Annotated in this window: 21 protein-coding genes and 2 pseudogenes; 9 read left to right on the top strand and 14 right to left on the bottom strand. The window is 62.4% G+C overall.

Annotation, left to right across the window (positions count from 1 at the left end; all coding sequences use genetic code 11):
- Positions 1-50: 50 nt before the first annotated feature.
- From FXY94_RS01545 to FXY94_RS01575, 7 genes are all read right to left on the bottom strand, one after another.
- Positions 51-1,406: an FtsX-like permease family protein gene (locus FXY94_RS01545; RefSeq protein WP_016663252.1), complete on the bottom strand. Its 1,356-nt coding sequence runs from the start codon at positions 1,404-1,406 to the stop codon at positions 51-53.
- On the bottom strand, positions 1,403-2,149 hold the full coding sequence (locus FXY94_RS01550; protein WP_016663253.1) for an ABC transporter ATP-binding protein: 747 nt from the start codon (positions 2,147-2,149) through the stop codon (positions 1,403-1,405). Before FXY94_RS01550 ends, FXY94_RS01545 begins: the two co-directional genes overlap by 4 nt.
- A gap of 228 nt (positions 2,150-2,377) precedes the next feature.
- Positions 2,378-3,157: a phosphate ABC transporter ATP-binding protein PstB gene (gene pstB, locus FXY94_RS01555; protein ID WP_016663254.1), complete on the bottom strand. Its 780-nt coding sequence runs from the start codon at positions 3,155-3,157 to the stop codon at positions 2,378-2,380.
- Positions 3,158-3,190: 33 nt separating this feature from the next.
- Positions 3,191-4,375, bottom strand: coding sequence for a phosphate ABC transporter permease PstA (gene pstA / locus FXY94_RS01560; protein ID WP_016663255.1), 1,185 nt, complete (start codon positions 4,373-4,375; stop codon positions 3,191-3,193).
- 11 nt (positions 4,376-4,386) lie between these two features.
- Positions 4,387-5,385: a phosphate ABC transporter permease subunit PstC gene (gene pstC / locus FXY94_RS01565; protein ID WP_016663256.1), complete on the bottom strand. Its 999-nt coding sequence runs from the start codon at positions 5,383-5,385 to the stop codon at positions 4,387-4,389.
- A 110-nt stretch (positions 5,386-5,495) separates the two neighbouring features.
- Positions 5,496-6,611: a phosphate ABC transporter substrate-binding protein PstS gene (gene pstS / locus FXY94_RS01570; RefSeq protein ID WP_016663257.1), complete on the bottom strand. Its 1,116-nt coding sequence runs from the start codon at positions 6,609-6,611 to the stop codon at positions 5,496-5,498.
- A gap of 227 nt (positions 6,612-6,838) precedes the next feature.
- Positions 6,839-7,774, bottom strand: a complete 936-nt coding sequence (locus FXY94_RS01575) for an NUDIX hydrolase (protein ID WP_016663258.1) — start codon at positions 7,772-7,774, stop codon at positions 6,839-6,841.
- A 130-nt stretch (positions 7,775-7,904) separates the two neighbouring features.
- On the opposite strand from FXY94_RS01575, the gene FXY94_RS01580 reads away from it, so the two are divergent.
- From FXY94_RS01580 to FXY94_RS01605, 6 genes are all read left to right on the top strand, one after another.
- Entirely contained in the window at positions 7,905-8,708 is an 804-nt protein-coding gene (locus FXY94_RS01580; RefSeq protein ID WP_016663259.1) for a hypothetical protein, read from the top strand.
- An 81-nt stretch (positions 8,709-8,789) separates the two neighbouring features.
- Entirely contained in the window at positions 8,790-9,470 is a 681-nt protein-coding gene (locus FXY94_RS01585) for an FABP family protein (RefSeq protein ID WP_016663260.1), read from the top strand.
- Entirely contained in the window at positions 9,467-10,558 is a 1,092-nt protein-coding gene (gene ygfZ, locus FXY94_RS01590) for a CAF17-like 4Fe-4S cluster assembly/insertion protein YgfZ (protein WP_016663261.1), read from the top strand. The genes FXY94_RS01585 and ygfZ overlap by 4 nt, the downstream gene beginning before the upstream one ends.
- 16 nt (positions 10,559-10,574) lie before the next feature.
- Complete coding sequence (locus FXY94_RS01595; protein ID WP_016663262.1) at positions 10,575-11,012, top strand: hypothetical protein; 438 nt, start codon at positions 10,575-10,577, stop codon at positions 11,010-11,012.
- A complete protein-coding gene (locus FXY94_RS01600) occupies positions 11,009-12,259 on the top strand; it encodes an FUSC family protein (RefSeq protein ID WP_016663263.1) in 1,251 nt (416 codons plus the stop codon). Before FXY94_RS01595 ends, FXY94_RS01600 begins: the two co-directional genes overlap by 4 nt.
- Positions 12,256-12,579, top strand: a complete 324-nt coding sequence (locus tag FXY94_RS01605) for a DUF2516 family protein (protein WP_016663264.1) — start codon at positions 12,256-12,258, stop codon at positions 12,577-12,579. The genes FXY94_RS01600 and FXY94_RS01605 overlap by 4 nt, the downstream gene beginning before the upstream one ends.
- Here the strand turns inward: FXY94_RS01605 and FXY94_RS01610 are convergent.
- Both FXY94_RS01610 and FXY94_RS01615 read right to left on the bottom strand, forming a co-directional pair.
- Positions 12,576-13,046, bottom strand: a complete 471-nt coding sequence (locus FXY94_RS01610; protein WP_016663265.1) for a MarR family winged helix-turn-helix transcriptional regulator — start codon at positions 13,044-13,046, stop codon at positions 12,576-12,578. The genes FXY94_RS01605 and FXY94_RS01610 overlap by 4 nt on opposite strands.
- Positions 13,047-13,149: 103 nt before the next feature.
- Positions 13,150-14,727, bottom strand: a complete 1,578-nt coding sequence (locus tag FXY94_RS01615; RefSeq protein ID WP_016663266.1) for an MATE family efflux transporter — start codon at positions 14,725-14,727, stop codon at positions 13,150-13,152.
- 261 nt (positions 14,728-14,988) lie between these two features.
- Between FXY94_RS01615 and FXY94_RS01620 the strand changes: the two genes are divergently transcribed.
- Positions 14,989-15,549, top strand: coding sequence for a YagU family protein (locus tag FXY94_RS01620; protein ID WP_016663267.1), 561 nt, complete (start codon positions 14,989-14,991; stop codon positions 15,547-15,549).
- Positions 15,550-15,612: 63 nt separating this feature from the next.
- Entirely contained in the window at positions 15,613-16,014 is a 402-nt protein-coding gene (locus FXY94_RS01625) for a YccF domain-containing protein (RefSeq protein WP_016663268.1), read from the top strand.
- A gap of 83 nt (positions 16,015-16,097) precedes the next feature.
- Here FXY94_RS01625 and FXY94_RS01630 read toward each other — a convergent pair.
- From FXY94_RS01630 to FXY94_RS01640, 4 genes and pseudogenes are all read right to left on the bottom strand, one after another.
- Positions 16,098-17,287, bottom strand: a pseudogene (locus FXY94_RS01630) (IS3 family transposase); the annotation flags it as partial.
- A gap of 12 nt (positions 17,288-17,299) precedes the next feature.
- A pseudogene (locus FXY94_RS11185) lies at positions 17,300-17,440 on the bottom strand (helix-turn-helix domain-containing protein); the annotation flags it as partial.
- Between the two features lie 100 nt (positions 17,441-17,540).
- A complete protein-coding gene (gene fbaA / locus FXY94_RS01635) occupies positions 17,541-18,566 on the bottom strand; it encodes a class II fructose-bisphosphate aldolase (protein WP_016663271.1) in 1,026 nt (341 codons plus the stop codon).
- Positions 18,567-18,729: 163 nt separating this feature from the next.
- A complete protein-coding gene (locus FXY94_RS01640) occupies positions 18,730-20,739 on the bottom strand; it encodes a sensor histidine kinase (RefSeq protein ID WP_016663272.1) in 2,010 nt (669 codons plus the stop codon).
- A gap of 118 nt (positions 20,740-20,857) precedes the next feature.
- Here FXY94_RS01640 and FXY94_RS01645 point away from each other — a divergent pair, with 118 nt between their 5' ends.
- Positions 20,858-21,550 carry a response regulator gene (locus tag FXY94_RS01645; protein ID WP_016663273.1) on the top strand — a complete coding sequence of 231 codons (693 nt, stop codon included), beginning with the start codon at positions 20,858-20,860 and terminating at the stop codon, positions 21,548-21,550.
- 7 nt (positions 21,551-21,557) lie between these two features.
- Here the strand turns inward: FXY94_RS01645 and FXY94_RS01650 are convergent, their stop codons facing one another.
- Complete coding sequence (locus FXY94_RS01650) at positions 21,558-22,628, bottom strand: NAD(P)-dependent alcohol dehydrogenase (protein ID WP_016663274.1); 1,071 nt, start codon at positions 22,626-22,628, stop codon at positions 21,558-21,560.
- Between the last annotated feature and the right edge of the window lie 98 nt (positions 22,629-22,726).

A 22,726-nucleotide genomic window follows, 5' to 3' on the forward strand; every position in this document is an offset into this window, starting at 1 on the left:
ACTCCGGGAAGTTCCGAGGCGCCGGTGCTCATGTTCGCCCACGGCAGGTTTCAGCCGGCTGCGCGCACGCGGGCGCGCGCCGCCCGGGCCACGAGCGGGGAACTCACGAGGGCCGACGCCGACACGAGCCCGAGTGCGGCCACGACGCTCACGACGAACCCCACTGCGACAAGAGGATCCGATGCTGCCGAGCCCATGAGCGAGAAAAGAACGAGCGCCGCCATGAACACGGAGACCGCGAGGGAGATCGCGACGGGAATCGCGATCTCCGCGATCCGTGCACGGTGCAGCTGGCTGATACTCGCGCCAGCAACGTGCTGGGAGCGGTACCTCGACGCCTGATCGATCACTCGCGCGGTGTGGGTGACACCGGTACTCACAGCCGCGAGCACCGTCGCGATCCCCACCGTCAGCACAGCACCCGTCAAGAGCGCCTGGTTCATGAGCCGCGAGGACTCATCCACGCTCGGCAGCGACGTCACAATCGAGGCAAAACCGGAAACGACAAGCGCAATCGTCACGCCCGAGACCGCCCTCCAGCCCGCGCGCGGATCGGCGCACAGACGCCGCGCCCCCACGAGGAGACTCGGTGTCGGCGCGAGGGACGCAACGATGCGCGCGATGACCCACACGATAAACGGACCAGCGAGATTCACGGAGAAGACCATTATTCCCACGGTCAACACCACCGCCACAATCACAGCGCCGAGCGACACGCCCTGGATGCGGGGAAGGAATTGCGCCACCGCGAAGAACACAATGATGCTCAACACCCATACGAGAAGGCGCATGACCGACATGCGCACCTTGTGCGCACCTCGGGCAATTCCGAGGGGACTCAAGGCAACCCCCGTGAGGGTGATCGACGCGGAGACCGAGGCAAACAGCGCAAGAGCACAAGGCGTAAGGGCGAGAGCCCACCACGGCAAGATGAGCTCCGCAGCCGTAAATTTCCGGATCCCGAAATCGAGATGCGAAAGCGGCCACGCGAGTGCAACGTGACAGGCAACGCCGATCACCGCGCCCACGACTGATTGCCAGGCGACGTCGGACACCGCGACCCCCGCCACCTGCGCGCGCGTGCCCCCAACGAGCCGAACCGCAGCCAAGTCTTTTTCGCGGCGCGCGAGGGACAGTCGAGCCGCCGCCCCACCGAGGGCGATCGCGTTCGGGACGAGCAGCACGCACGCGAAGACCGCACAGATCACCAGCAGCGGTGTGATCTGTGCTTCGGGCGACGCCGATGGATCTGTCGCTTCAAAACCGCTCGGACCCAGCCGCCCATAGAAAGCGCCCGTGCCCGCAAGAACCGTGCACACGATCGCCGTCGCCGCCGCGAACGCGATCACCGGGAGAGCGTTCGCGAGAGATCGTCTCCCCCGCACAAGCATGAGCAGGGCGCTCATCGCACAAGCTCCCGTTCGATCTGGCCGTCGCGCATCACGATCGTGCGCGCACACGCAGCCGCAACGCCCTCGTCGTGTGTCACCATCACGAGCGCGCTACCGGCATCAGCGGTCGCCTGCAGGAGCAGATGGAGAACCTCCTGGCCGGTCTTCTGATCGAGCGCCCCGGTGGGCTCATCGGCATACACAACCGACGGCTCCCCCGCAAGGGCACGGGCGATAGCGACACGCTGCGCCTGGCCGCCCGAGAGCTGACCGGACCGGCGCTCCTCGAGCCCCGAAAGCCCAAGCGCAGCGAGCCAATGCTTCGCCATTCCCTTTGCCTTCCGCCGCGAGACACCCGCAAGCATCCGCGGGAGCATCACGTTCTCGAGGGCACTCAGTTCAGGGAGCAGCTGGCCATCCTGGAAAACAAAACCGAAATCGGTGCGGCGCAACTTCGTTCGCGCAGCATCGCGCATGTCGCGCAGATCGCGTTCGCCGTAAAGAACCCGGCCGCCAGTCGGCGCGAGGATTCCCGCGAGGCAGTGCAGCAGGGTCGACTTGCCGCAACCCGACGGCCCCATAATGGCGAGGCTTTGACCAGAGTAGATATCAAGATCCACGCCTCTCAGGGCGTGTGTATGTGCGTCATAGGCAAGCGAGAGATTGCGCGCCGAAAGGACGATCGGGCAGGCGCCGGGAACGGTTCCGACGGCTGGCTGGGCAACAGAGGAAGGTGGAAACTTGTGTGGTGTTGTCATGCCTCTACGCTCTCGTGGAGGCGGTCGCTCACGCATCGATCCCCGGGACCGTTCGCACCTGACGCGGGGCGGATGTTTTTGCGAGGATGCGTCGCGTCGATTCCACCCCCAGACGGATCAGCCCTCATACTTTCGGCGCGATACGCCGGGTAGGCGAAAGGCGCGGCCCGGGGTTATCCCGTCACCGCGCCTTGCGTTGCGAGTGGCGCCCCATGTGGGGCGTGCCGATCAGCCGAACTTACCGGAGATGTAACGCTCGGTTTCTTCCATCGCTGGGTTGTTGAAGATCTTGGTCGTTTCATCGAACTCGATGAGCTTGCCCGGGGTACCCGTGCCGGCAATGTTAAAGAAGCCGGTCTTGTCGGACACACGCGAGGCCTGCTGCATGTTGTGAGTCACGATGACGATCGTGTACTCAGACTTGAGCTGATGAATGAGATCCTCGACCGCGAGAGTCGAGATCGGGTCGAGCGCCGAGCACGGCTCGTCCATAAGAACAATGTCAGGCTTCACGGCGATCGTGCGGGCAATGCACAGGCGCTGCTGCTGGCCACCGGAGAGGCCGCCGCCGGGCTTGTTGAGGCGGTTCTTGACCTCTTCCCAAAGGTTCGCGCCGCGAAGTGACTCTTCGACGAGCTGATCGGCCTCGCTCTTCGAGAGGCGCTTGTTGTTGAGCTTGGCGCCCGCGAGAACGTTCTCGGCGATCGACATCGTCGGGAACGGGTTCGCCTTCTGGAAGACCATGCCGACGCGGCGACGGACATTCACGGGGTCGATACCGGGGCCGTAAATGTTCTCGCCACCGATGTTGACCTCGCCCTCGGCGTATGCACCGGGAATGACCTCGTGCATGCGGTTGAGGGTGCGCAGGAAGGTGGACTTGCCGCAGCCGGAGGGGCCGATGAGGGCGGTGACGCTACGGGAATCAATCTTGACGTTGACGTCCTCGACGGCCAGGAAGTCGCCGTAATAGACGTTGAGGTTCTTCACGTCAATGCTCTGTGACATCTGAGATCCTTTCAAAGATCAGCCTGTGAGGGCTTAGCGGCCGGTCTTCGGCGAGAAGTAGTGGGAAACGAGGCGGGCGAAAATATTCAGCACCATCACGATAATGATGAGCGTCAGTGCAGCCGCCCACGCCCTCTGATAGTTGATATCGGGATTACACGCGAATTCTTCACGCGTGAAGTAGTTGAGGACCTTCTCGCCAGACTTGCCGCACACAGCATGGCCGAAGCTGTACTGCTGGTTGATGTAGGTGGGCAGCGCCATCATGCGGTCCTTGAACGGGTTGGGGTTCAGCATCTGGACCACGCCGATCGTGAACATGAGCGGCGCTGTTTCGCCGATGACACGAGCGATAGCGAGGGTAACGCCAGTGGCGAGACCGGCGATCGCGGTACGGAGCACGACGCGAACGATCGTAAGCCACTTCGGCACGCCGAGGGCGTAGGCGGCTTCGCGCAGTTCGAGGGGAACGAGGCGAATCATCTCTTCGCTCGATCGAACGACGGTCGGGATCATGAGAACCGACAGGGCAACGGAGCCCATGGCACCCATACGCAGGCCGGCCTCGCCCGTGAGCGTCGTGAAAAGCGCAAGCGTGAACAGACCCGCGACGATCGACGGGACACCCGTCATAACGTCAACGAGGAAGGTAATGCCTTTGCCGAGGGTCTTACGCCACCCGGTCTGGGCGTACTCCACGAGGAAGATGGCGGTCAAAAGACCGATGGGGATCGAGATGATCGAAGCCCCGAGAGTAATGATGAGCGTTCCCACGATGGCGTGGAGAATGCCACCGCCGTCAGCGCCGCCATTGAAGCCCTGCATGTCTCCCGTGAGGAAGCCCGGCGTGAGCAGGCGCGGCCCGCCTTTCGAGAGCACCTCGAGCAGGAGGGACACGAGCGGAATCATCGCGGTCGCAAAGGCGCCGATGAGAATGAGCGTCATGAGGCGATCCTTCGCCCATCGCTCACCTTCGCGCACTCGCGAGTAGATGTAGCCAATCACGAGGTGGGCGAAGAAGCCCAGGACGATGACGGCCGGAAGGGTGAAGGAGTTCGTGACAAGCAGGAGGATCGAGACGAGTACGAGGGCGACGACGCCCGTGAGCACCATGTGCCACCAGGGCAGGCGACGCTCGCCGGCGTTCAGGAAGCTCGAGCTTCTCTTGCCCTTCGGGCCGGGGTTGGAGGCATTGAGGGTTGCGGTTGCTTCACTCATTTCTGAGCCCCCTACTTCTTACGTGCGCTAGCGGCCACGATCCAGCGGGCGAGCGCGTTGATGACGAACGTGATGAGGAACAGGACGAGACCCGCGAAAATGAGCTTTGCCATGTCAATGCCGGTGGATTCGGCATTTTGCGAGGCGATGAACGAGGCGATCGTCATGTGCCTACCGACCTCAAGGAGGTGGAGCGAATAGGTGTAGCCGGGGCTGAGCACCATGAGCACAGCCATGGTTTCACCGAGTGCGCGGCCGAGGCCGAGCATGCACGCCGAAACAACGCCGTTGCGGCCGAAGGGAAGGACGACCATGCGCACCATTTCCCACTTCGTGGCGCCAAGTCCAATCGCGGCCTCTTCCTGGAGACCTGGGGTCTGGAGGAAGACCTCGCGGCTCACGGCGGTGATGATCGGGAGGATCATGACGGCGAGGACGATCGAGGCGGTCATCACGTTACGCATGGGGGCGTGCGGGTTGCCCTGGAAGAACGGGATCCAGCTCGTGAGCGGGCTGGTATTGAGGAACGTGTAGAGCGGCTGCATGAGCGGCACGAGCCACACGCCACCCCACAGACCGAAGACAACCGACGGCACCGCGGCAAGGAGATCGATCACGTATCCGATCGGCATCGCGAGCTTGCGTGGCGCGTAGTGAGAGATGAAGAGCGCAATCCCGATAGCGATCGGAGCGGCAATAATCAGCGCCAGAAGTGAGGCGAGCACCGTGCCGAACACCAGTGGGCCGACGAACTCAAGGAGGTTCTGCTTGCCCGAGTTGGTGGGGATCGCATTCCAGTTCTCAATCGCCGGGAGCGACTGAATAAGAAGGAAGATGAAGATTGCCGCGAGCACGGCAAAAATGATGAGGCCGGACCCGACACTCAACGACGAGAAAATTGCGTCGCCTGGACGCGCACCCGAGCTCTTGAAGCTCGCCTTCTTCTCGTTGCCCGGAGGTTCGGGGGCGCCCTTGGCGGGTGTGCTGTTTTCGGCAGCCGCTGTGCTCACGCGCACGCTCCTGACGGTAGGGGATGGAAAGAATGGACTGAACGACAGGTGCGCCGCCGACCCTGGTGGGCTCGGCGGCGCACCGTTACGCCTTAGGCGTCAGCTGCGGATCACTTAGCCTTGATGGCGTCGATCGACTTCTGGGCGTCCTCGCGGAGCTTAGCCGAGAGGGGGGCCGAGCCGGCAGCCTGAGCAGCGTCGTTCTGGCCCTGCTCCGAGATCACGTAAGAAGCGTAAGCCTTGACGAGATCGGCATCTTCCTTCTTCTCGTAGGTGTCGCACATGACCATGTAGGACACGAGGACGATCGGGTACGAGCCGGCTTCCTTGGTGTCGCGAGCGAGTTCGAGGGCGATGTCGTTCTCGCTACGGCCCTCAACCTTCGGCGAAACCTCAACGGCCTTGGCAGCAGCATCAGCGCTGTAGCCGACGTACTCGTCGCCGACCTTGATCTTGGCGGTGCCGAGGTCGCCAGCCTTCGAGGCGTCGGCGTAACCGATGGTGCCGTTGCCGCCCTGAACGGTGTTGATAAGGCCCGAGGTCTTCTCACCCGACTGGCCGCCATCCTCGAACCAAGTCTCGATAGCGCCGTGCTTCCACGAATCGGGGGCGGCGGCAGCGAGGTACTCGGTGAAGTTCTCGGTGGTGCCCGACTTGTCCGAGCGGTGCACCGGAACGATGTCGAGGTCAGGGAGCTCAACGTTGGGGTTGTCAGCCTTGATGGCCTCGTCGTTCCACTTCTTGATGTCGCCAGCGAAGATCTTCGCGAGGGTGTCGGGCGAGAGCTGGAGATCCTTCACGCCGTCGAGCTTGTACACAACCGCGATCGGGGAGATGTAGACGGGGATGTCGAAAGCCTCGCCGCCGAAGCAACGATCCTTCGACTTGGCAACCTCTTCATCCTTGAGGTAGGCATCCGAGCCGGCGAAGTTGGTGGCGGAAGCGAGGAACTGCTCGCGGCCCTTACCCGAGCCAACAGCGTCGTAGGTCACCGTGGCGCCCGAGTTCTGAGCCATGAAGCCACCGATGAACGCGCCCTGTGCGTCTTCCATCGAGGAAGCGCCGGCGCCTGCGAGGGTGCCCGAGACGTCACCGGATGCGCTCGACGAGCCCTTGGTGCCTTCGCTCTTGCCTTTGTCGGAGGAGTCGCCACCGCACGCTGCGAGAGCGAAGGCGCCTGCGAGGCCGAGGGCGGTTGCGGAAACGAACTTCTTCTTGAGGTTCACGAGTGTCCTTTCGAGGCTGCTAAAGCCTGGGATACGGGTCGTAGGTGGACACAACGAACGTAGAAGCCCCAAGTGACGCCGCGAGTATTCCCAGGTAAACAAACGGTGAACTCATGCGAGAATTTTCAGCCAGGCGTCTCGTATAACAGACTTTTCCCTGCTCAGAGGCATCCTTTGCCACTAATTGCGCCCGTTCAACGTGGGGCACATCACCGCTGTCATGGGCTCTAACCGATGTTGGGAAGGTGCCTTTCCACATCAACGATGCGACCGCGTTCACTCGTGTGCAACACGAGCATCTCCCCCGGCGCGAGGTACGGGTTCTCGCGAGGGAGCTTCCCCCGCGCCTCCTTCGTGCACGCGTGCTTCGCAGCCGCAATAATGGTCGGCAGCACGGGTCTGTGAGTACAGACGACGGTACGTGCCGCTTCGGCAATCGCTCGCTCCATGACCGCGGCAGCACGCGCCGGCCGCTTCTCATGCGCGTGTTCGGTGAGCTCGGGTTTCTCAACGATGTCAATCCCACCCTCGTGCGCAAACGGCTCGATCGTTTCGAGGCAGCGACGCCAAGGCGAGGTCACGACGGTCTTCGGGGCGTACGCGCCAAGTAGTGGGGGCAGCGCCGCCGCCTGCTTGCGTCCCTTGCGCCTGAGCGGCCTCGTTCTCTCATCCCCCTTGCGCCACTTCGCACGCGACTGCGCGGCGGCGTGACGCTGGACGATCACCGGCGTCGTATCGAGCTCACCCTCCTTCGCGAAATCAAGAAGGCGGGTGAGGAGATCCCGATCGGATTTGCGCGTGAGAATTTCCAGAGCTTTTGATGCCTCGACCCACTCGACCTTATCGATCTCCTTGGGATTCTTAGGGCCCGGGCCCGCCTGGGCGCGAACCCGCGCTACCCAGTACCGCACCGTTTTCGGTCGGCCGTTCGTGCGGTAGTCAACCGTCGGAAGAGGGCGGTCAAGACGGATCCGGTACCCGGTCTCCTCCTCCACTTCGCGAATCGCCGCCGCGACGAAGGACTCACCCGCCTCAAGCTTCCCCTTCGGAATCGACCAGTCTGCGTACTTCGGCCGATGCACGAGAAGAACCTGCAGCTTACCGCGCTTTTCACGCCAAACGAGCGCTCCTGCCGCGAGGATCGGGGATTGTTCGCGTGCCACGGGATTAACTCTCCTCGAAACGACAGCTCAGGGCCTCCCCAAGTGTAGTACGCCCCTCCCACGTGCGTTTGGCACACGCGGGACCGTAGACTTCCATGAGGCGTAATCCATAGAAATGATTGGTTGAAGCATGACACCGAGTGAGCGAGCACCCCTCACGGGCGCGTGTGCACTCGCACTCGCCGCCGCCATGGCCCTTCCCGTCTACAGCGGCGAGACCCTCGCCGGCATCCTCGCTCTTTTCGTTGTGCTCATGTGCGTGAGTTGGCCGCGCCTGCTCGAACTTCCGAGTCGAACGGGCAGCGCGATCATCATGGCCCTCGCAGGCCTGGGCTCGCTCGCCCTCGCACTCATCTTCGGCACGACGGGCCTCACATCGAAGCTCGTAATCGTCATCGCCGTTTCACTCTTTCTGAGTTTTGCCCACGAAATGCTTCGCCGCGAGCGCTCACGCCTCACGCTGTCCATTTCGGGAACGGCAAGCGGCGCCCTCATCGCGACCCTCACCGTCATCTGGCTGAAATGCTGGTCCCTCGCCTCGACGAACGGGCCCGCAACCGTCGGATTCCTCCTTGCTATGACGATGGGACTCGCGCTCGGCACCCTGTTCCTCGCGCTTCCGCTTCCCGCCCCGGCGCGTGTCAGCGGCGCGATCACGCTCGGTGCACTCACCTCCGGGTTCCTCGGGTGGGCTCTCCACTACCCCCCGTCGATCATCGCGATGTCGACACTCGCAGGGGCGGTCCTGTGCACCGCTGCACTCTTCGTGTTCTTCCTCCTCTCGCGCGTGATCGGAGCGTCCGATCCGCGCCGGTCCCTCGCCGTTGCCATCGCGCCGATCGCCCTTACGGGCATCCTCGCGCTACTGTTCCTCGAGGTCGCCCTCAGTTACGTCCCCGCCGACCTCGGACTCACCGTCATCCCCACCGCGTAGGGATGTGCGTACCGGGGAATACGCCCACCGCGCGAAACGTTAATGACGTGTTCTTTCACCACTAGTCAGTAGGGAGTTCTTGTGCCCATCGTCATCGATGAGAATCTCGACCCGTCGCTCTACCCGCTCGCGTGGCTCGTGGGCGCCTGGGAGGGCACCGGCGCCGTACAGCTCAGGGGAGAAAACGGCGACGAGGTCGGTCGCGCGATCGAGCAGCGTCTCACCGTGGCCCCGGATTCCTCCGGTGGGCTCGCATGGTCGATGCGCACGTGGGTTCTCGACTCGCCTGCTCCCGAACCGCCAACAACGGCGTTCTACGAGAAGGGTGAGGAAGGGCCCGACGCCTCCCAATCAACGAACGCGACCGAGCTTGTGCGCGAGCTTCTCCTTGAGGAAAAGGGCACGTGGCGCACGACGGGAGTGCTTCCCGGCCAGGACGAAGAGGCCGCGCAAAACGCGAAGCCCGGAAGCCCCGAAAGCTATCTGTCTCACGGCGTGAGCCTGACCATGCAGCGCCGAGGCGCATTTGGCCTCACGCCCGCAGAACACTGGGCGGGAGAGGTGCGCGGCCCGCGTATCCAGCTCGCGACCCAAGACCTCGGTGGGGCAAACGGCGCCGATTCTCACGGTGCGCGCATGTTTGGGCTCGTGGGCGGGCGCCTCATGTGGCTTCAAGAGGTCGGCTCCTCCCCCGCGTCGCTGCGCCCGTATCTTTCGGTCGAGCTCGACCGTGCCGCCGATGAAGGTAAGGCAGAGGCGTGAGCCCCGCTCCCCTCATCAGTTTTCGCGCGATCCACGAGGAGACCGGGCCCGATGCCGCGGTCCCCGCGCACTACGGTGCTCCCCTGCGTGAGCAGCGGCGGCTTGTAGCGGGCAGGGCCATCGTCGATCTTGGCCACTTCGAGGTTCTCGAAGTGCGAGGTGAAGATCGCGCCCCGTGGCTCACGACCGTGACCTCCCAGGTATTTACCGATCGCGCCGAGGGCGACTCATTCGAGGCATGCGTGCTCAGCCCACAGGGGCGAGTGGAAGCATTCATGCAGGTGGCAACTGGCGGCGACTCATTCTTCCTCATCACCGATCCGGGCACGCGCGAGCGTCTTCGCGCGTATCTCGAGCTCATGACGTTCGCCAACCGTATCGACCTCGTCGACCGCGACGACCTCCACGTGCTCGGATCGTGCGCTCCGCTTGCGGACGTCTGCGGCGAGGCGCCCGCCCCCGCAGCCGTGTGGATCCAGCACTGGCCTAAGGTCGCTGTCGGCGGTGTGGCCTATGGTCCCGATCCGGAGTTTCCCGAGCCTTGGCGGCTGTCGCTCGTGAGCGACGCCGAGCTTCGCAAGCCGGACGCGCCACTGAGAAAACCCGAACTCTTCGCGGGACTGTGGGCAGCGGAGGCGCTGCGCATCGTGAATCATCGCCCTCGTCTCGTGCGGGAGGTCGATGAAAAAACGATCCCGCATGAGCTCGATCTTTTGCGCACCGCCGTTCACACGGCTAAGGGCTGCTATCGTGGCCAAGAAACGGTCGCGAAGGTTCTCAATCTTGGTCAGCCACCCCGGAGGCTCGTGCGCCTCCACCTTGACGGCTCTCAGGACATGCCCGCCCCCGTTGGAGCGGACGTCTTCTTCGGATCCAAGAAGGTGGGAGAGCTCACCTCGAGTGCGCTCCATGCCGACGAAGGGCCGGTTGCACTGGCTGTTCTCAAGCGCGCGGTCCCCCACGATGCCGCCCTCATCGTTGCCTTCGAGGTCGGTGAGGCAACCGTGCGGCTCGACGCCTCGCAAGTCACGATCGTTGCCGAACGCGACCACGGCCAACGCCCGAAAACGGCGCAGCTTCGCCGATAGTCAAAAGGAGTCCCACGTGGACGAGGAGTGGAAGTCCCGCAAAGCGGAGATCTTCGAGGTCCAGGAACGTAACTTGCGCCGAGCCGAGCGCGAGGAGCACGAGAAGGCCACGGCGATCATCCGCGACGGGATTGCACGCCTGCGCGAAGCCGGAATCGAACCGCACCCCCTGCGAGCACTCCCCTACAAGGGCTCGCGTCCCGTGAAAACCACTCACGTCGGTTGGTACCTGAAGTCGGATCGCACGGTCGGGATCGATACCGACGGCAACTACTACATCCTTTCAGCCCCGGGCGACCTCCTCACGCGCCTCAAGGGGGCGACGCTCGAGCCAAAGAGCGCTCCTCTCATCGTGGGCCGCGGCGGCCGCGACGGGGAGTGGTTCGAGATCGATAAGCTTCTTGAGCTGCGCCTTCGCGAACCCGTCGCCCCCGCGAGGAGGGTGAAGGAGTGAAGGAGTCCCGGTATCGAAAATGGGCGCGCTCCGGTGCTAACCGCGCCCGCGACGGCGCCTGGCAGATTCTGCTTGCGGCATTCACTGCCTCGGCCGCCTTTTGGCTCTCGCAGCATCTGTGGGGCCACGTCGCGCCGTTCTACGCCGGCATCACCGCTTTCCTCATCATCGGGCTCACGCTCGAAACGAAAATCCGCAAGAGCATCGACATGAGCACGGGCGTATTCACGGGGATCATCCTCGGCGAAATCGCCCGCCTCGTCATTGGATCGGGCACATGGCAACTCTTCGTCACACTCCTCGTGTCGCTGATGTTCTCGCGCTTCATCAAGGCAAGCGTCATCTTCTCGATCCAGGTGGGCATCCAGTCGATGATCGTGCTGCTTTTGCCGCAAACCCCGACCATGACACCGCAGGGGCGAGCACTCGATGCGATTACGGGCATCTTGCTCGGGCTTATCGTCCACATCGCTTTCTCACGCGACCCTCGCCGGGAGCAGCGAAAGGCTGCCGATAGTTTCTTTACCGAGCTCAAGGACACTCTCACGCAGCTTGCTGAGGCGGCGCGCGTAGGCGACATGCGGCTCGCGACGAAGGCGCTCACGCACCTGAGGAACACATCGCAGCTTCATACCGATGCCTGGGCCCTCGCGAACGACACAGCTAATGAGCTCACGAGCTACTCGCCGACCCTCCACCGCCATCACGAACACGTCAACCGCGTGCAGCACCTGCTTGTGGGAAGCGACCGCGCCATGCGCAACGCTCGAGTGATCGCGCGACGAGAGGCCGAATTCTTGCGTGTCACGCAGCCCCACACGTTTCCAAATCTGGCCGAGGCCTTCACCGCGGCAGTCGACGCCATCGACGAGATCCAGGCCGGTGTCGACACGGAGGCGGACTTCACGAAGGCTCGGCGCAAGCTTCGCCTCTTTTGCGCTCATCTCACTCCCGAAACTCTGCTCGCTACGGCGGAGGGGACCGTCGGGCGCCTCGGCCATTTTGAGGGGATCTCCCTCGTCATTCAGCTGCGTGCCCTCGCGGTCGATCTCCTCGAGGCGACCGGCCTTCCGAGCTCTGACGCGCGCCGCTTCCTGCCGTCCCTCATCGTCGTCGCCGACGCGGATATCGTGGGCCCGCGCCCCATTACGCGCGAAATGAAGGCGGTTGAGCCTCCCGCCTCGACCGAAGCGCTCGAGCTTCTCATCACCGACCGCACCGATCCCGACCGTAGAATGAATCCGTGATTACCTACACCATCGCGTACTACCTGTCGCTCGCCCTCGCCATCGTTTTTGTGGCGATCGAGGCGTGGGCACTCGTGAATGCCCTGCGTTTCCCAGCGAGGGCTTACGACGCAGCCTTTAAGCGGACGAAGACGTTTTGGGCGCTTATGACCGCTGGTGCGCTCGTGATCGGTGTTGTCACAGGATTCGGGCGCGGCGTGGGGCCTTTCACGATCATGCTTCAGATCATCGGTTTCGTCATGGCAGGCGTATTCCTTGCCGATGTTCTTCCCGCGTTGCGCCAGGTCATGGGTAACGCGCAGGGGCGAGGCTCGCGCTAGGCCCCTTCCTCTTCGGCGTCCTCGCCCGTCATCGTGGCGCGCACCCGCTCACCCATCGCACGCACGAGGGCGCGGGCGTCCTCAACGTCATCGGCAGCGAGCGTTCCCGAGTAGTACTGTTCCCATGCCTCGTGCATAGCTGCGACGGCCCGCTCGCCCTTTTCGGTGATGAACAGGTGGTTGGAGCGGCGATCAACCATGTCTGGCACGCGGCCGACGAGCCCGTTGCTCTCGAGGTCGCGGATCGCGGCGCTCGCGTTTGATGGCCGCAGGATGATGTCTTCGGCCACCTTTCCCGGCGTAATACCCGGGGTCCGGCCGATATGTCGAAGGATCATCGCTTCGACCGTTGAGAGCCCTCGCATGCCAGGAATGTCAACGTCGAGAGCCTGGATTCGGCGCGAAATAAGCAGCATCTCGTCGATGATCTCGACGAGCGGTGTCAATGTGCGGCCTTGTGCGGACACGGTGAACCTTCCTGCTCGGCAGCGGGCACTCTTCCCGCGCGGGGCACAGGCAAGTATGCACCATCAAACCTGGCAGAAACTCACTCTTGCGTCACTCGTGGTTCTACCGCTGTTCATCCTCCGGATTCTCGGATGTGGATTGGTCATCCATGAGGACATAGGTCTCGTCAAGAGCGGGGAACTGACCGGTTTCACCGCGGTCACGGACGATCGGGATCGGGCCCGTGCGCACGTCCTCGAAGCTTTCGCCCTGAAGGATCGTCGGGTCAGCCACGACGCCTTTCTCGGCGAGCAACGGCGCGGAGAGAACCTCAATCTCTTCGGTGCGCGGCCCCGAGCGGTAGGTGCGTTCATCAAGCTTCCGGCTAATGACGATGTAGGAGGGAATGAGCAGCGCGATCGACCCGATCCATGCGAGCGGCGCGCCCCACGCAACACCGATGAAGCCAAAAAGAGCGCCGAGCACAACGGCGGTGAAGACGCGCATGACGAGCTCGGCGATGCCCGAGTAGAACGGAGGCTTCATATGACCGAGTCCCTGAAGCGCGCCGCGCACCACGAACAGCACTCCAAGGGTCCAATAGGCCACGGAGTAGATCTTGAGGGCGTCATGGGCAAGGTTGAGCACCACCGGCTGTTCATTCCCGATGAAGAGCTCGACGAACACTGCGCCGAGGAGGAACAGGGCAAGGCCGATCGCGATCGACACGATGATGCTCACGACGAGCGATTGCCGCACACCGTGCTTGACGCGATCGATCTGGCGCGCACCGTAGTTCTGCGCGACGAAGGTCGAGGTTGCGAGCCCGAGGGACGCGAGGAAGGTGACGGCGATGCCATCGACCCTTCCTGCCGCGGTGAAAGCAGCGACCGCGTTGGGACCGAGGTCGTTGAGGCGCACCTGGACGGCGATCGTGCCGATCGCAATCACCGAGGTCTGGAAGCCGAGCGGAAGGCCCAGGTTCAAATGCTCTCGCAGCTCAGGCATCGTCACTTTCCAGTCGTCGAGGCCCATGTGCAGCACGGGGATGCGCCACCGCACCCAGGTGACGCAGAGAAGCACCGATGTGAGCTGCGAGACCGCCGTGGCGAACGCCGCGCCGGCGATACCCCAGTCGAGCACCGCCACAAAGACGATCACGAGGGCGACATTGAGAAGGCACGCAATCGCGAGAAACACGAGAGGTGTGCGCGAGTCCCCCACCGCGCGGATAATCGCCGCGAGGAAGTTGAAGAACACGAGCGTAAACATGAACAGAAAGCTCCAGAACCCGAACGTCGCGGCGTCGTCGATGAGTTCCGGCGGGGTTTTCATGAGCTGGAGCAACGGACGAATGAATATAGTGCCGACGAGTGTCATGAGGAGGCTCGTGGCGCCTGAGAGAATCGCTCCGGCCGCAACCGAACGCCTGAGCCCCTTGATGTCGTTCGCGCCGAACGCTTGCGCGACGGGGATCGCGAAACCACTCGTCATGCCCCACGCAAAACCCGTGATGAGGAACAGAAGACTCATGCTCGCCCCCACCGAGGCAAGAGCGAGGACACCGAGGTGGCGGCCCACGACCATCGCATCGACGAACTGGTAGAGCTGCTGCACGACGTTGCCGATCAAAAGCGGCACCGAGAAGAGCACGATCGCTTTCCACGGCGTTCCCCTCAAGAGGCCCTGCGACTGTGACACGCGTGCTCCGCCTTCCTCGCCCTCCGGATCGTTGAAAACGGATCTAGTCTAGTCGCGCGGGCCCCCGATGCAGGGATAAAGGGCGCTTCCCCCCACATTGTGAGACCGCTTCCGTGACTGATCCGCGGAGGTTCACGGCGTGCGGACTTTCGACCTCCCTACCGGGTGCATGGGTGGCTAGGGTGAAAGGCGCGCGCCCAGGGTGCGCTTTTGAGTCCGACGGTGGCCTGGCAACCGTCGGGCCACATTCGAAAGGCAATCATGGCACTTCCTTCGACCACCGATCCTTCTCGCCGCCGCTACGCGACCGCCCTCCTCGTGGGCCTCATCGGCGGCTTGTTCTCCGCAATCGTGAAGTTTGGCTGGGAGGTGCCGTTCCCACCGCGCACACCCGAGCGCAACGCCACCAACCCGCCGCAGCAGCTCCTACAGCAACTGGGATTCGGCGAGGACTTCACTCACACGCTCATTCATTTCAATGGCAACGGCCTGCCAATCATGAGCTTCATCGTCCACTTCAGCTTTGCGGTTGTCTTCGCGGTTCTCTATTGCGTTGTTGCCGAGCGTTTCCCCAGGATCACTCTGTGGCAGGGGGCAGCGTTCGGCATCGTCATCCACGTCGTTTTCCACGTTCTGCTCATGCCTGCGCTCGGCACGGTGCCCGCGCCGTGGGATCAGCCGTGGCAGGAGCACGTGAGCGAGTTCTTCGGCCACATCATCTGGATGTGGAGTATTGAAATCGTGCGCCGCGACCTTCGCAATCGCTTCACTCACGAGCCGGATCCGTGGGTTGCGCTCGATGCCACGGACGGCGCTCGCTAATGCCGTAGCGCGCTGGCCCCGACGGCCCTCGCACTCTTTCGTTTCGGGGAGTACGTTGGTGGTATGCGCACCATCATCAACGTCATTCTCAACATCATTTGGGTTCTTACCGCCGGGCTTTGGCTGTGGCTCGGCTACATCCTCGCGGGCATTCTCGCGTGCATTTTTATTGTCACGATCCCGTTCGGTGTCGCGAGCTTCCGCATCGCGAACTACGTGATCTTCCCGTTCGGTCGCGAAGCTGTACAGGTGCGGCCGCTCGGGGCGGTCGGGACTCTCGGCAACGTCGTATGGTTCCTCATCGCGGGCCTGTGGCTTGCGGCAGGCCACGTCGCGACCGCACTCGCACAGGCCGTCACCATCATCGGCCTTCCGCTTGCGTGGGCGAACCTCAAGCTCATCCCCATCACCTGCTTCCCCTTCGGCAAGGAGATCGTCACGACCGGCGACTCACGCGTGATCTGAGCGCCCGCCTTTAAACACCTGGCGATACGAAAGCGCCCCTCCCGCTACTTGAACTGGCCCCCGAAAGTTGGACCGGTTTAATTCTAGGCGGTTAGGGCTTCAAGGGCCTGATCTCGATATTGCATCGGGGTCAGGCCCTTGAGCCGTTGTTGGATGCATTCAGTGTTGTACCACTGGACGTACTCGTCGATCGCCTGGTTGAACTCGGCGACGGTGTCGAAGATTTCTCCGTGGTACATCTCGGTTTTCAAGTGCCCGAAGAAATTCTCCATGACCGCGTTGTCGTAACAGTTGCCTTTACGGGACATCGACTGAACACCACCGTTGTCATGAATGAGGTTGCGCCAGGACGAATGCTGGTACTGGAAGCCTTGATCGGTGTGGATCATCCACCCGGGTTCAGGTGCACACGTTTTAATCGTTTGAGTTAAAGAATCAGCGGTAAACGTTGTCGACGGCGATGTAGCCACGGTGTGGGCAACGATTGAACGGTCGAACAGGTCCATCACCGGTGACAGGTAGACCTTGCGGCCTTGGACCCTGAACTCGGTGACGTCGCTGGCAAAGACGGTATTTGGCTTATCTGGGGTGAACTTGCGGTCAAGGGTGTTGTCGGCAATGTGGCTGATCGTCCTGCTGTAGGAAACACATGGCCTGCGCTGGCGGACTTTGGCTCGAAGCCCCATCTCGCGCATGAGTTTGTAGACGAGCTTGTGGTTGACCACCCACCCCTGGTTGCACAGGTCAAGTAGCACTCGTCGGTAGCCGTAGCGATGCTTGTTACGCTCGAAGCTTTCCCGGATCGCGTCTTTGAGCGCAGCGTGCTTATCCGGCTCGCTGAGTCGTTTCTGGTGGTAGAAGAACGTCGATCTCGGCATGCCTGCCGCATCCAAAAGGTATTGCAGGCGATGCTGTGACTTGAGGATGACAATCGCCTGGACTTTCAGGCGCGTCCCTGATTCCTCAAGTCCCGCAATTTTTTTAGATAGGCGTTTTCCGCTTCCAACCGTGCGATCTGGCGTCGCAGCTTCTCTTCCTGCGAGAGAGGCTTCGGTGCGACAGCGCCTTTGGGTCTGCCCTTCGGCTTCGGTTTTAGTGCCTCATCGCCACCTTTACGCCATTTCCACGACCACGCTCTGACTAGCTGCTGCGACGACAGGCCAAATTCGCGCGCAAGATCCATCGCTGTCTCACCAGCACGGTGGCGCTCGGCAACTTTCTTCTTGATTTCGAACGAATACTGCTGCTTAGTCGGTTTCTCCACAAGACATAGCCTGCCATGCAACTTAAACCGACGACAGAGCGTACGGACGGCGTATCTAGAGACACCAAGAGCATTAGCAGCAGCTCTATAGCCCATGCCTTGCTCAAAAAGTTCAACCAACTGCTCGCGCTGATGCTCACTCAGCGAACTTTGTGCTCTCAACGAAAACTACTCCCCACTAGTCGGTAACTGATTTCTCAGTCCAACTAATGGGGAGCAGTTCATATTCGGGGAGGGGCGCTTTCGCTACCTCAGGCGAGGATCACATCTTGTGGCCAGCCGAGCGGAGGTTCTCGCACGCCTCGACGACGCGCTTTGCCATGCCAGCCTCGGCCTTCTTGCCCCACGAACGCGGGTCGTACATCTTCTTGTTGCCGACCTCGCCATCAATCTTGAGAACGCCTTCGTAGTTCTCGAGCATGTGGCCCGCAACGGGACGCGAGAAGGCGTACTGGGTGTCGGTGTCAACGTTCATCTTGATGACGCCGTTGTCGACAGCTTCCTGGATCTCTTCGAGAGTCGAACCCGAGCCACCGTGCATCACGAGGTCGAACGGCATGTCCTTGCCGTACTTCTCGCCAACGGCCTTCTGGATGTCGAGGAGAATCGACGGGGTGAGGCGAACGTTGCCCGGCTTGTACACGCCGTGCACGTTACCGAAGGTGAGGGCGGTGATATAGCGGCCGTTTTCGCCGAGGCCAAGGGCTTCGGCGGTCTTGAGACCGTCTTCAGGGGTCGAGAAGAGCTTCGACTCGTCGACGTCCGCCGAGTAGCCGTCTTCCTCGCCGCCGACGACGCCAACTTCGATCTCGAGGATCTTCTTCGCTTCCACGGTCTTCTCGAGGAGGCGCTTCGCGATCTCAAGGTTCTCGTCGACCGGAACGGCCGAGCCGTCCCACATGTGGGAGGTGAACAGCGGGTTCAGGCCCTTGTTGACGCGCTCGTTGAGGTCCCATTCGATGAGGGGCTCAACCCAGGTAGGAAGGTTTTCCTTCGCGCAGTGGTCGGTGTGAACGCCAACCGTGATGTTGTAGTCCTCGGCAACCTCGTGGATGAACTTCGCAAGAGCGATCGAGCCGCGAACGCGGTTCTTCACGGTCGAACCGGAGAGGTACTCGGCGCCGCCAACGGACACCTGAATGATGCCGTCAGACTCAGCTTCGACGAAGCCCTGGAGTGCGGCGATCGCGGTCTGCGAGCTCGACACGTTGATCGCGGGGTAGGCGAACTTGCCTTCCTTCGCGCGGTCGATCATTTCGTTGAACTGTTCCGGGGTTGCAACAGGCATGTGTGCTCCTTCGAGTGGGGATCGCGGGCACCCGTGTACCTCGCAGATCCACGTTGCGTTTGCCCTTTCATTCTTCCACACGTCGTTCGGGACGCTCAGGGACGGGCCACTCCCAGCACGAAACGTGAGAGCTGAGCCACACGAGTGGTCACTGGGGCGTGGGCTATCCGACGGCTGCCCACGTTCCGGCGTGCGGAATTCGCACGATGAGGCTGTAGGAACCGTCGGCATGCGCCCCCGCATTCACGGTGCCGCCGAGCGCGTTGGCCCTCTCGCGAACGCCGCGCAGCCCCATTCCGGAGCCGGGCGCAGGCTCGAAGTCCTCGGGCGGTGCGGTATTGACGACGTCGATGCCGGTGACATGTTCACTCGTCATGAGCGTGATGTGAATGTCGCTTCCGGGTGCGTGCCTGAGCGCGTTGGCGAGTCCCTCCTGGGCGGCGCGGTAGAGGGCGAGTCCGACGGTTGCGGGGACTGTGGGGATGCCCGCCTCTGGCACGGTGAGGCTCACGTGGGCGCCGGCATCGCGCGAGCGCTGCACGAGTTCGGGGAGATCCTTGAGCTCGGGCTGCGGGGCCCTCGCGACGTCTTCTTCGCTACCGGTTCCGCGCAGCATCGTGAGAAGAGCACGCATTTCTTGAAGGGCGTTGCGCGAGGTCGCGGCGATTGAGGCGAATTCGGCGCGTGTCGCTTCGTCGAGTTGTGATTCTGCGAGGCGGTAGGGAGCGGTCTGTGCTTGGACGCTGATGACCGACATCGAGTGGGCGACCACGTCGTGCATTTCGCGCGCAATACGGGCTCTCTCGCTGAGCTCGGCGCTCTCGGCGAAGGCACGCTCTTGGCGCTCTTCGGCTTCGCGGCGTGCCGCCCGTTCACGCGAAACGTCGCGAGCCGAATCGGCGAGCCAGCGAAGCCCGTATCCGAAGGCCGCCGCGACGATCCACATGACAAGCATGACGCCCAGAATGAGGAAGCTCCACTGGATGAAGTCCACGGAAGTGGAGGCGCGCCCGTGCGTCACCACGCACCTCGCAATCGTTCCCATCAGCGCGATCACACCGAAGGCACCAAATACCCCGGTGCTGTGTTTGACGTTCCGGTGAAGGCTCAGGGTGAAGAGGGCGAGTCCGGCGAGTAGAACCGGAACCTCCGTGCCGGGCATGAACACCTGGCCATTGAACTTCACGATGGTGAGCGTGATGATCCCGCCGTAGGACACCACAAACGCGACGCAGGCGAGCACGGAGCCGAGCTTTGGCCGCCGCACGAGGAAGATGAAGGCGAGCGTCCAGGTGAGCGCGAGCAAAGAAAAGGACAGCCCCGCGACCGGAATCGTGAACAGGCCGAAGGGAAGGTACCGCGGCGCGATGTGCTCCCACAGGGCACCGTCACCCGAAAAAGTGATGCGAATCGGCGCGATGACCGCGATGACCGCGGTCGCCCATCCCTTGAAGCTGATCGTCGCGAAGGAGTCCCCTTCGAGAATCTCGCGCACGAGGCCGTTCTCAAGACGCGCGGCAATGTGCAGGGTGAAGGGAAACAGGGCGAGGAGCACGAGGCCAAGGCCGACATAGAGCGCCGAGTCAACTAAGGCGAGCGTTCGCGCGTATGGCTCGAGACCCACGTTTGGGTTGAACCTTCGAATAACAAAACTCGCCATTCCCGACTCGTACGAGAAATCAATGAGCGTGACGAACGGGAAGAACAGACCGCAAAGAAGCGTGAAAACAGCCTGGGTGCCCAGGACCAACGCAGCGCTCACGCGCACGGTGTTGAGAACGAGGGCTTCGCTGATGAAGTCGAGCCACAGTCGCAGGTTTCCGAGGAGACGGAAGTAGTCGGCGAACGAGTGAAACTCGGGAACTTTCGTGCGAGGGCGAAGCACCTTTTCACCGCTCCACACGTTGGAGCGAATTCTCGTGAGGTCAGCAGCGAAACCGCCCGCGAGCAGGATGCCCGGTAAGAACAGAAGACCAATGAGGAGAAAGGCAAGCGAAAAGACGGTGAGAAAGCCGAGTATAAAGAGCGCGCCACCCACGAGAAGGCCGAGCACGAGACTTGGGAAGACGTAGAGGAAGTCGCGTCCCAGTTGCTTGGCGTGCGCTCTCAGCGGCGCTTTCGACCACGGCGCGACCGTGTGTGCGCCGGGTGCCTTCTCTCCCACTTCTGCCATGGGTTAACCGTAGAGGCCCCGACAGAACTCGGCATCACTCCCCGGTCTTGATCACGGCAATACTTATGGATGAGCCGTTATTCGCGTGAGGGCGCGCCCTGTGACCTAGGCTTAAGACATGAGCCAGAACTCCCCCATCCGCGTCATCATCGCTGACGACCAGCCCATGGTGCGCGCCGGCTTCGAGGCACTCCTCGCAGCGCAAGCAGACATCGACGTCGTGGCCACTGCCGCCGACGGCCGCGAAGCTATCGACGCCGCGCTCAAGAATCGACCCGACATCATCCTCATGGACATCCGTATGCCGAACCTCGACGGGCTCGCCGCGATGGAGGAAATCTTCCGCGCTGGCCTCGATCCCGCGCCGCGCATCATCATCCTCACTACATTCGACGCCGACGACTACGTGTTCACGGCTCTCAAGGGAGGCGCGAGCGGCTTCCTGCTCAAGGACGCCGAAGTCGAGGAACTCGTCGATGCCGTGCGGAAGGTCTATCGCGGTGGGGCCCTCCTCTCCCCCTCCATCACGCGGAAAGTCATTGAAGATTTTGGGGCGCTTTCGCGCAGCCAGCGTCGGACCGATCCCGCCCTCACCAAGGCCATCGCTGCCCTCACGGACCGCGAGCGCGAGGTCGCGAAACTCATCGCGAAAGGGTTCTCTAATGCCGAAGTGGGCTCCACGATGTTTCTCGCGGAGCCCACCGTGAAAACCCACGTGTCCCACATCCTGCAAAAACTATGCCTTCGCGACCGCACGCAGATTGTCGTGGCGGCCTACGAGTCAGGACTCGTGGAAATCGGCGAAGACTGAGCGGGGCTCAGACCTCCTCAACCTCTGCGTCGTCGAACGTCGAGGTATCGATGACGAATCGGAAGTGCACATCCCCCTTGACGACGCGATCGTAGGCCGCGTCGACGTCGTTCACGCCGATGACCTCGATCTTCGCGCCGATGTTGTGTTCTCCACAGAAGTCAAGCATCTCCTGGGTCTCGGGGAGCCCACCAATATTCGAGCCTGCGAGAACCTTGCGACCGCCCGTGAGGGCACGGGTGGGGATCGGCATACCCTCGGGAGGAAGGCCGACGAGCACCATCTTTCCGCCCGGCTTGAGCAGATCCATGAAGCCCGGGAGGTCGAACTCAGCACTGATCGTGTTGAGAATGAAATCGAACTTGCCTTTGTGGGTCTCGAAGAAGTTCTCGTCCTCACCGGTGGCGAGGAGTTCCTTCGCCCCGAGCGAGAGTGCGTCCTCTTCCTTCTTACGCGAGCGAGAAATGACGCTCACCTCGGCGCCCTTCGCCGTGGCGATCTGCACGCCCATGTGGCCGAGCCCGCCGAGACCCGCGACCGCGACTTTCTGGCCTTCGCCAACCTCCCACGTCGCGAGTGGTGAGTACGTCGTGATACCTGCGCACAGAAGCGGTGCGGCCACATCAAAGTCGAGTGAGTCGGGAATGCGGCACACGAAACGCTCGCGCACGGTGACCTTTTGCGAGTAGCCGCCCTGAGTGACGGTGCCGTCCTCATCGATCGCGTTGTAGGTGCTGATCGCGCCGTTCAGGCAATTGTTCTCGAAACCCTTGTTGCACTGCTCGCACTCGCCACACGAACCGACGAGGCAGCCGACGCCAACGCGGTCGCCGACCTTGTACTTCGTGACGTCGGGGCCGACGGCCTCGACCACTCCCGCAATCTCGTGGCCCACGGCGAGTGGGAACTTCGCGGGGCCCCACTCATTGCGAATCGTGTGGATATCGCTGTGGCACACGCCGGCGGCCTTAATGTCGATGAGGACGTCGGTCCCCTGTGGCTCACGGCGTTCGATGGCGACGACCTTGAAGGGCTGATCCGGGCCGGTTTTCTGGAGGGCCTTGACGGTGATGCTCATGGTGTGCTCCTAACCATGGTTCGGATTGTCAGCAACTCATAGCGTTGCCTTTTTAGCCTACTGCGCAGGTCAGAGACCTTTCTGACGACCCTCGCGGC

Source organism: Dermabacter jinjuensis, from assembly GCF_902381725.1.
Classification (GTDB): domain Bacteria; phylum Actinomycetota; class Actinomycetes; order Actinomycetales; family Dermabacteraceae; genus Dermabacter; species Dermabacter hominis.

What these genes read in the sequence shown, in the direction of transcription:
- pstA (WP_016663255.1), bottom strand. Translation starts at nt 4,375, where the DNA reads ATGAGTGAAGCAACCGCAACCCTCAATGCCTCCAACCCCGGCCCGAAG.
- FXY94_RS01645 (WP_016663273.1), top strand. Translation starts at nt 20,858, where the DNA reads ATGAGCCAGAACTCCCCCATCCGCGTCATCATCGCTGACGACCAGCCC.
- fbaA (WP_016663271.1), bottom strand. Translation starts at nt 18,566, where the DNA reads ATGCCTGTTGCAACCCCGGAACAGTTCAACGAAATGATCGACCGCGCG.
- FXY94_RS01545 (WP_016663252.1), bottom strand. Translation starts at nt 1,406, where the DNA reads ATGAGCGCCCTGCTCATGCTTGTGCGGGGGAGACGATCTCTCGCGAAC.
- FXY94_RS01620 (WP_016663267.1), top strand. Translation starts at nt 14,989, where the DNA reads ATGGCACTTCCTTCGACCACCGATCCTTCTCGCCGCCGCTACGCGACC.
- FXY94_RS01625 (WP_016663268.1), top strand. Translation starts at nt 15,613, where the DNA reads ATGCGCACCATCATCAACGTCATTCTCAACATCATTTGGGTTCTTACC.
- pstB (WP_016663254.1), bottom strand. Translation starts at nt 3,157, where the DNA reads ATGTCACAGAGCATTGACGTGAAGAACCTCAACGTCTATTACGGCGAC.
- FXY94_RS01650 (WP_016663274.1), bottom strand. Translation starts at nt 22,628, where the DNA reads ATGAGCATCACCGTCAAGGCCCTCCAGAAAACCGGCCCGGATCAGCCC.
- FXY94_RS01550 (WP_016663253.1), bottom strand. Translation starts at nt 2,149, where the DNA reads ATGACAACACCACACAAGTTTCCACCTTCCTCTGTTGCCCAGCCAGCC.
- FXY94_RS01640 (WP_016663272.1), bottom strand. Translation starts at nt 20,739, where the DNA reads ATGGCAGAAGTGGGAGAGAAGGCACCCGGCGCACACACGGTCGCGCCG.
- FXY94_RS01580 (WP_016663259.1), top strand. Translation starts at nt 7,905, where the DNA reads ATGACACCGAGTGAGCGAGCACCCCTCACGGGCGCGTGTGCACTCGCA.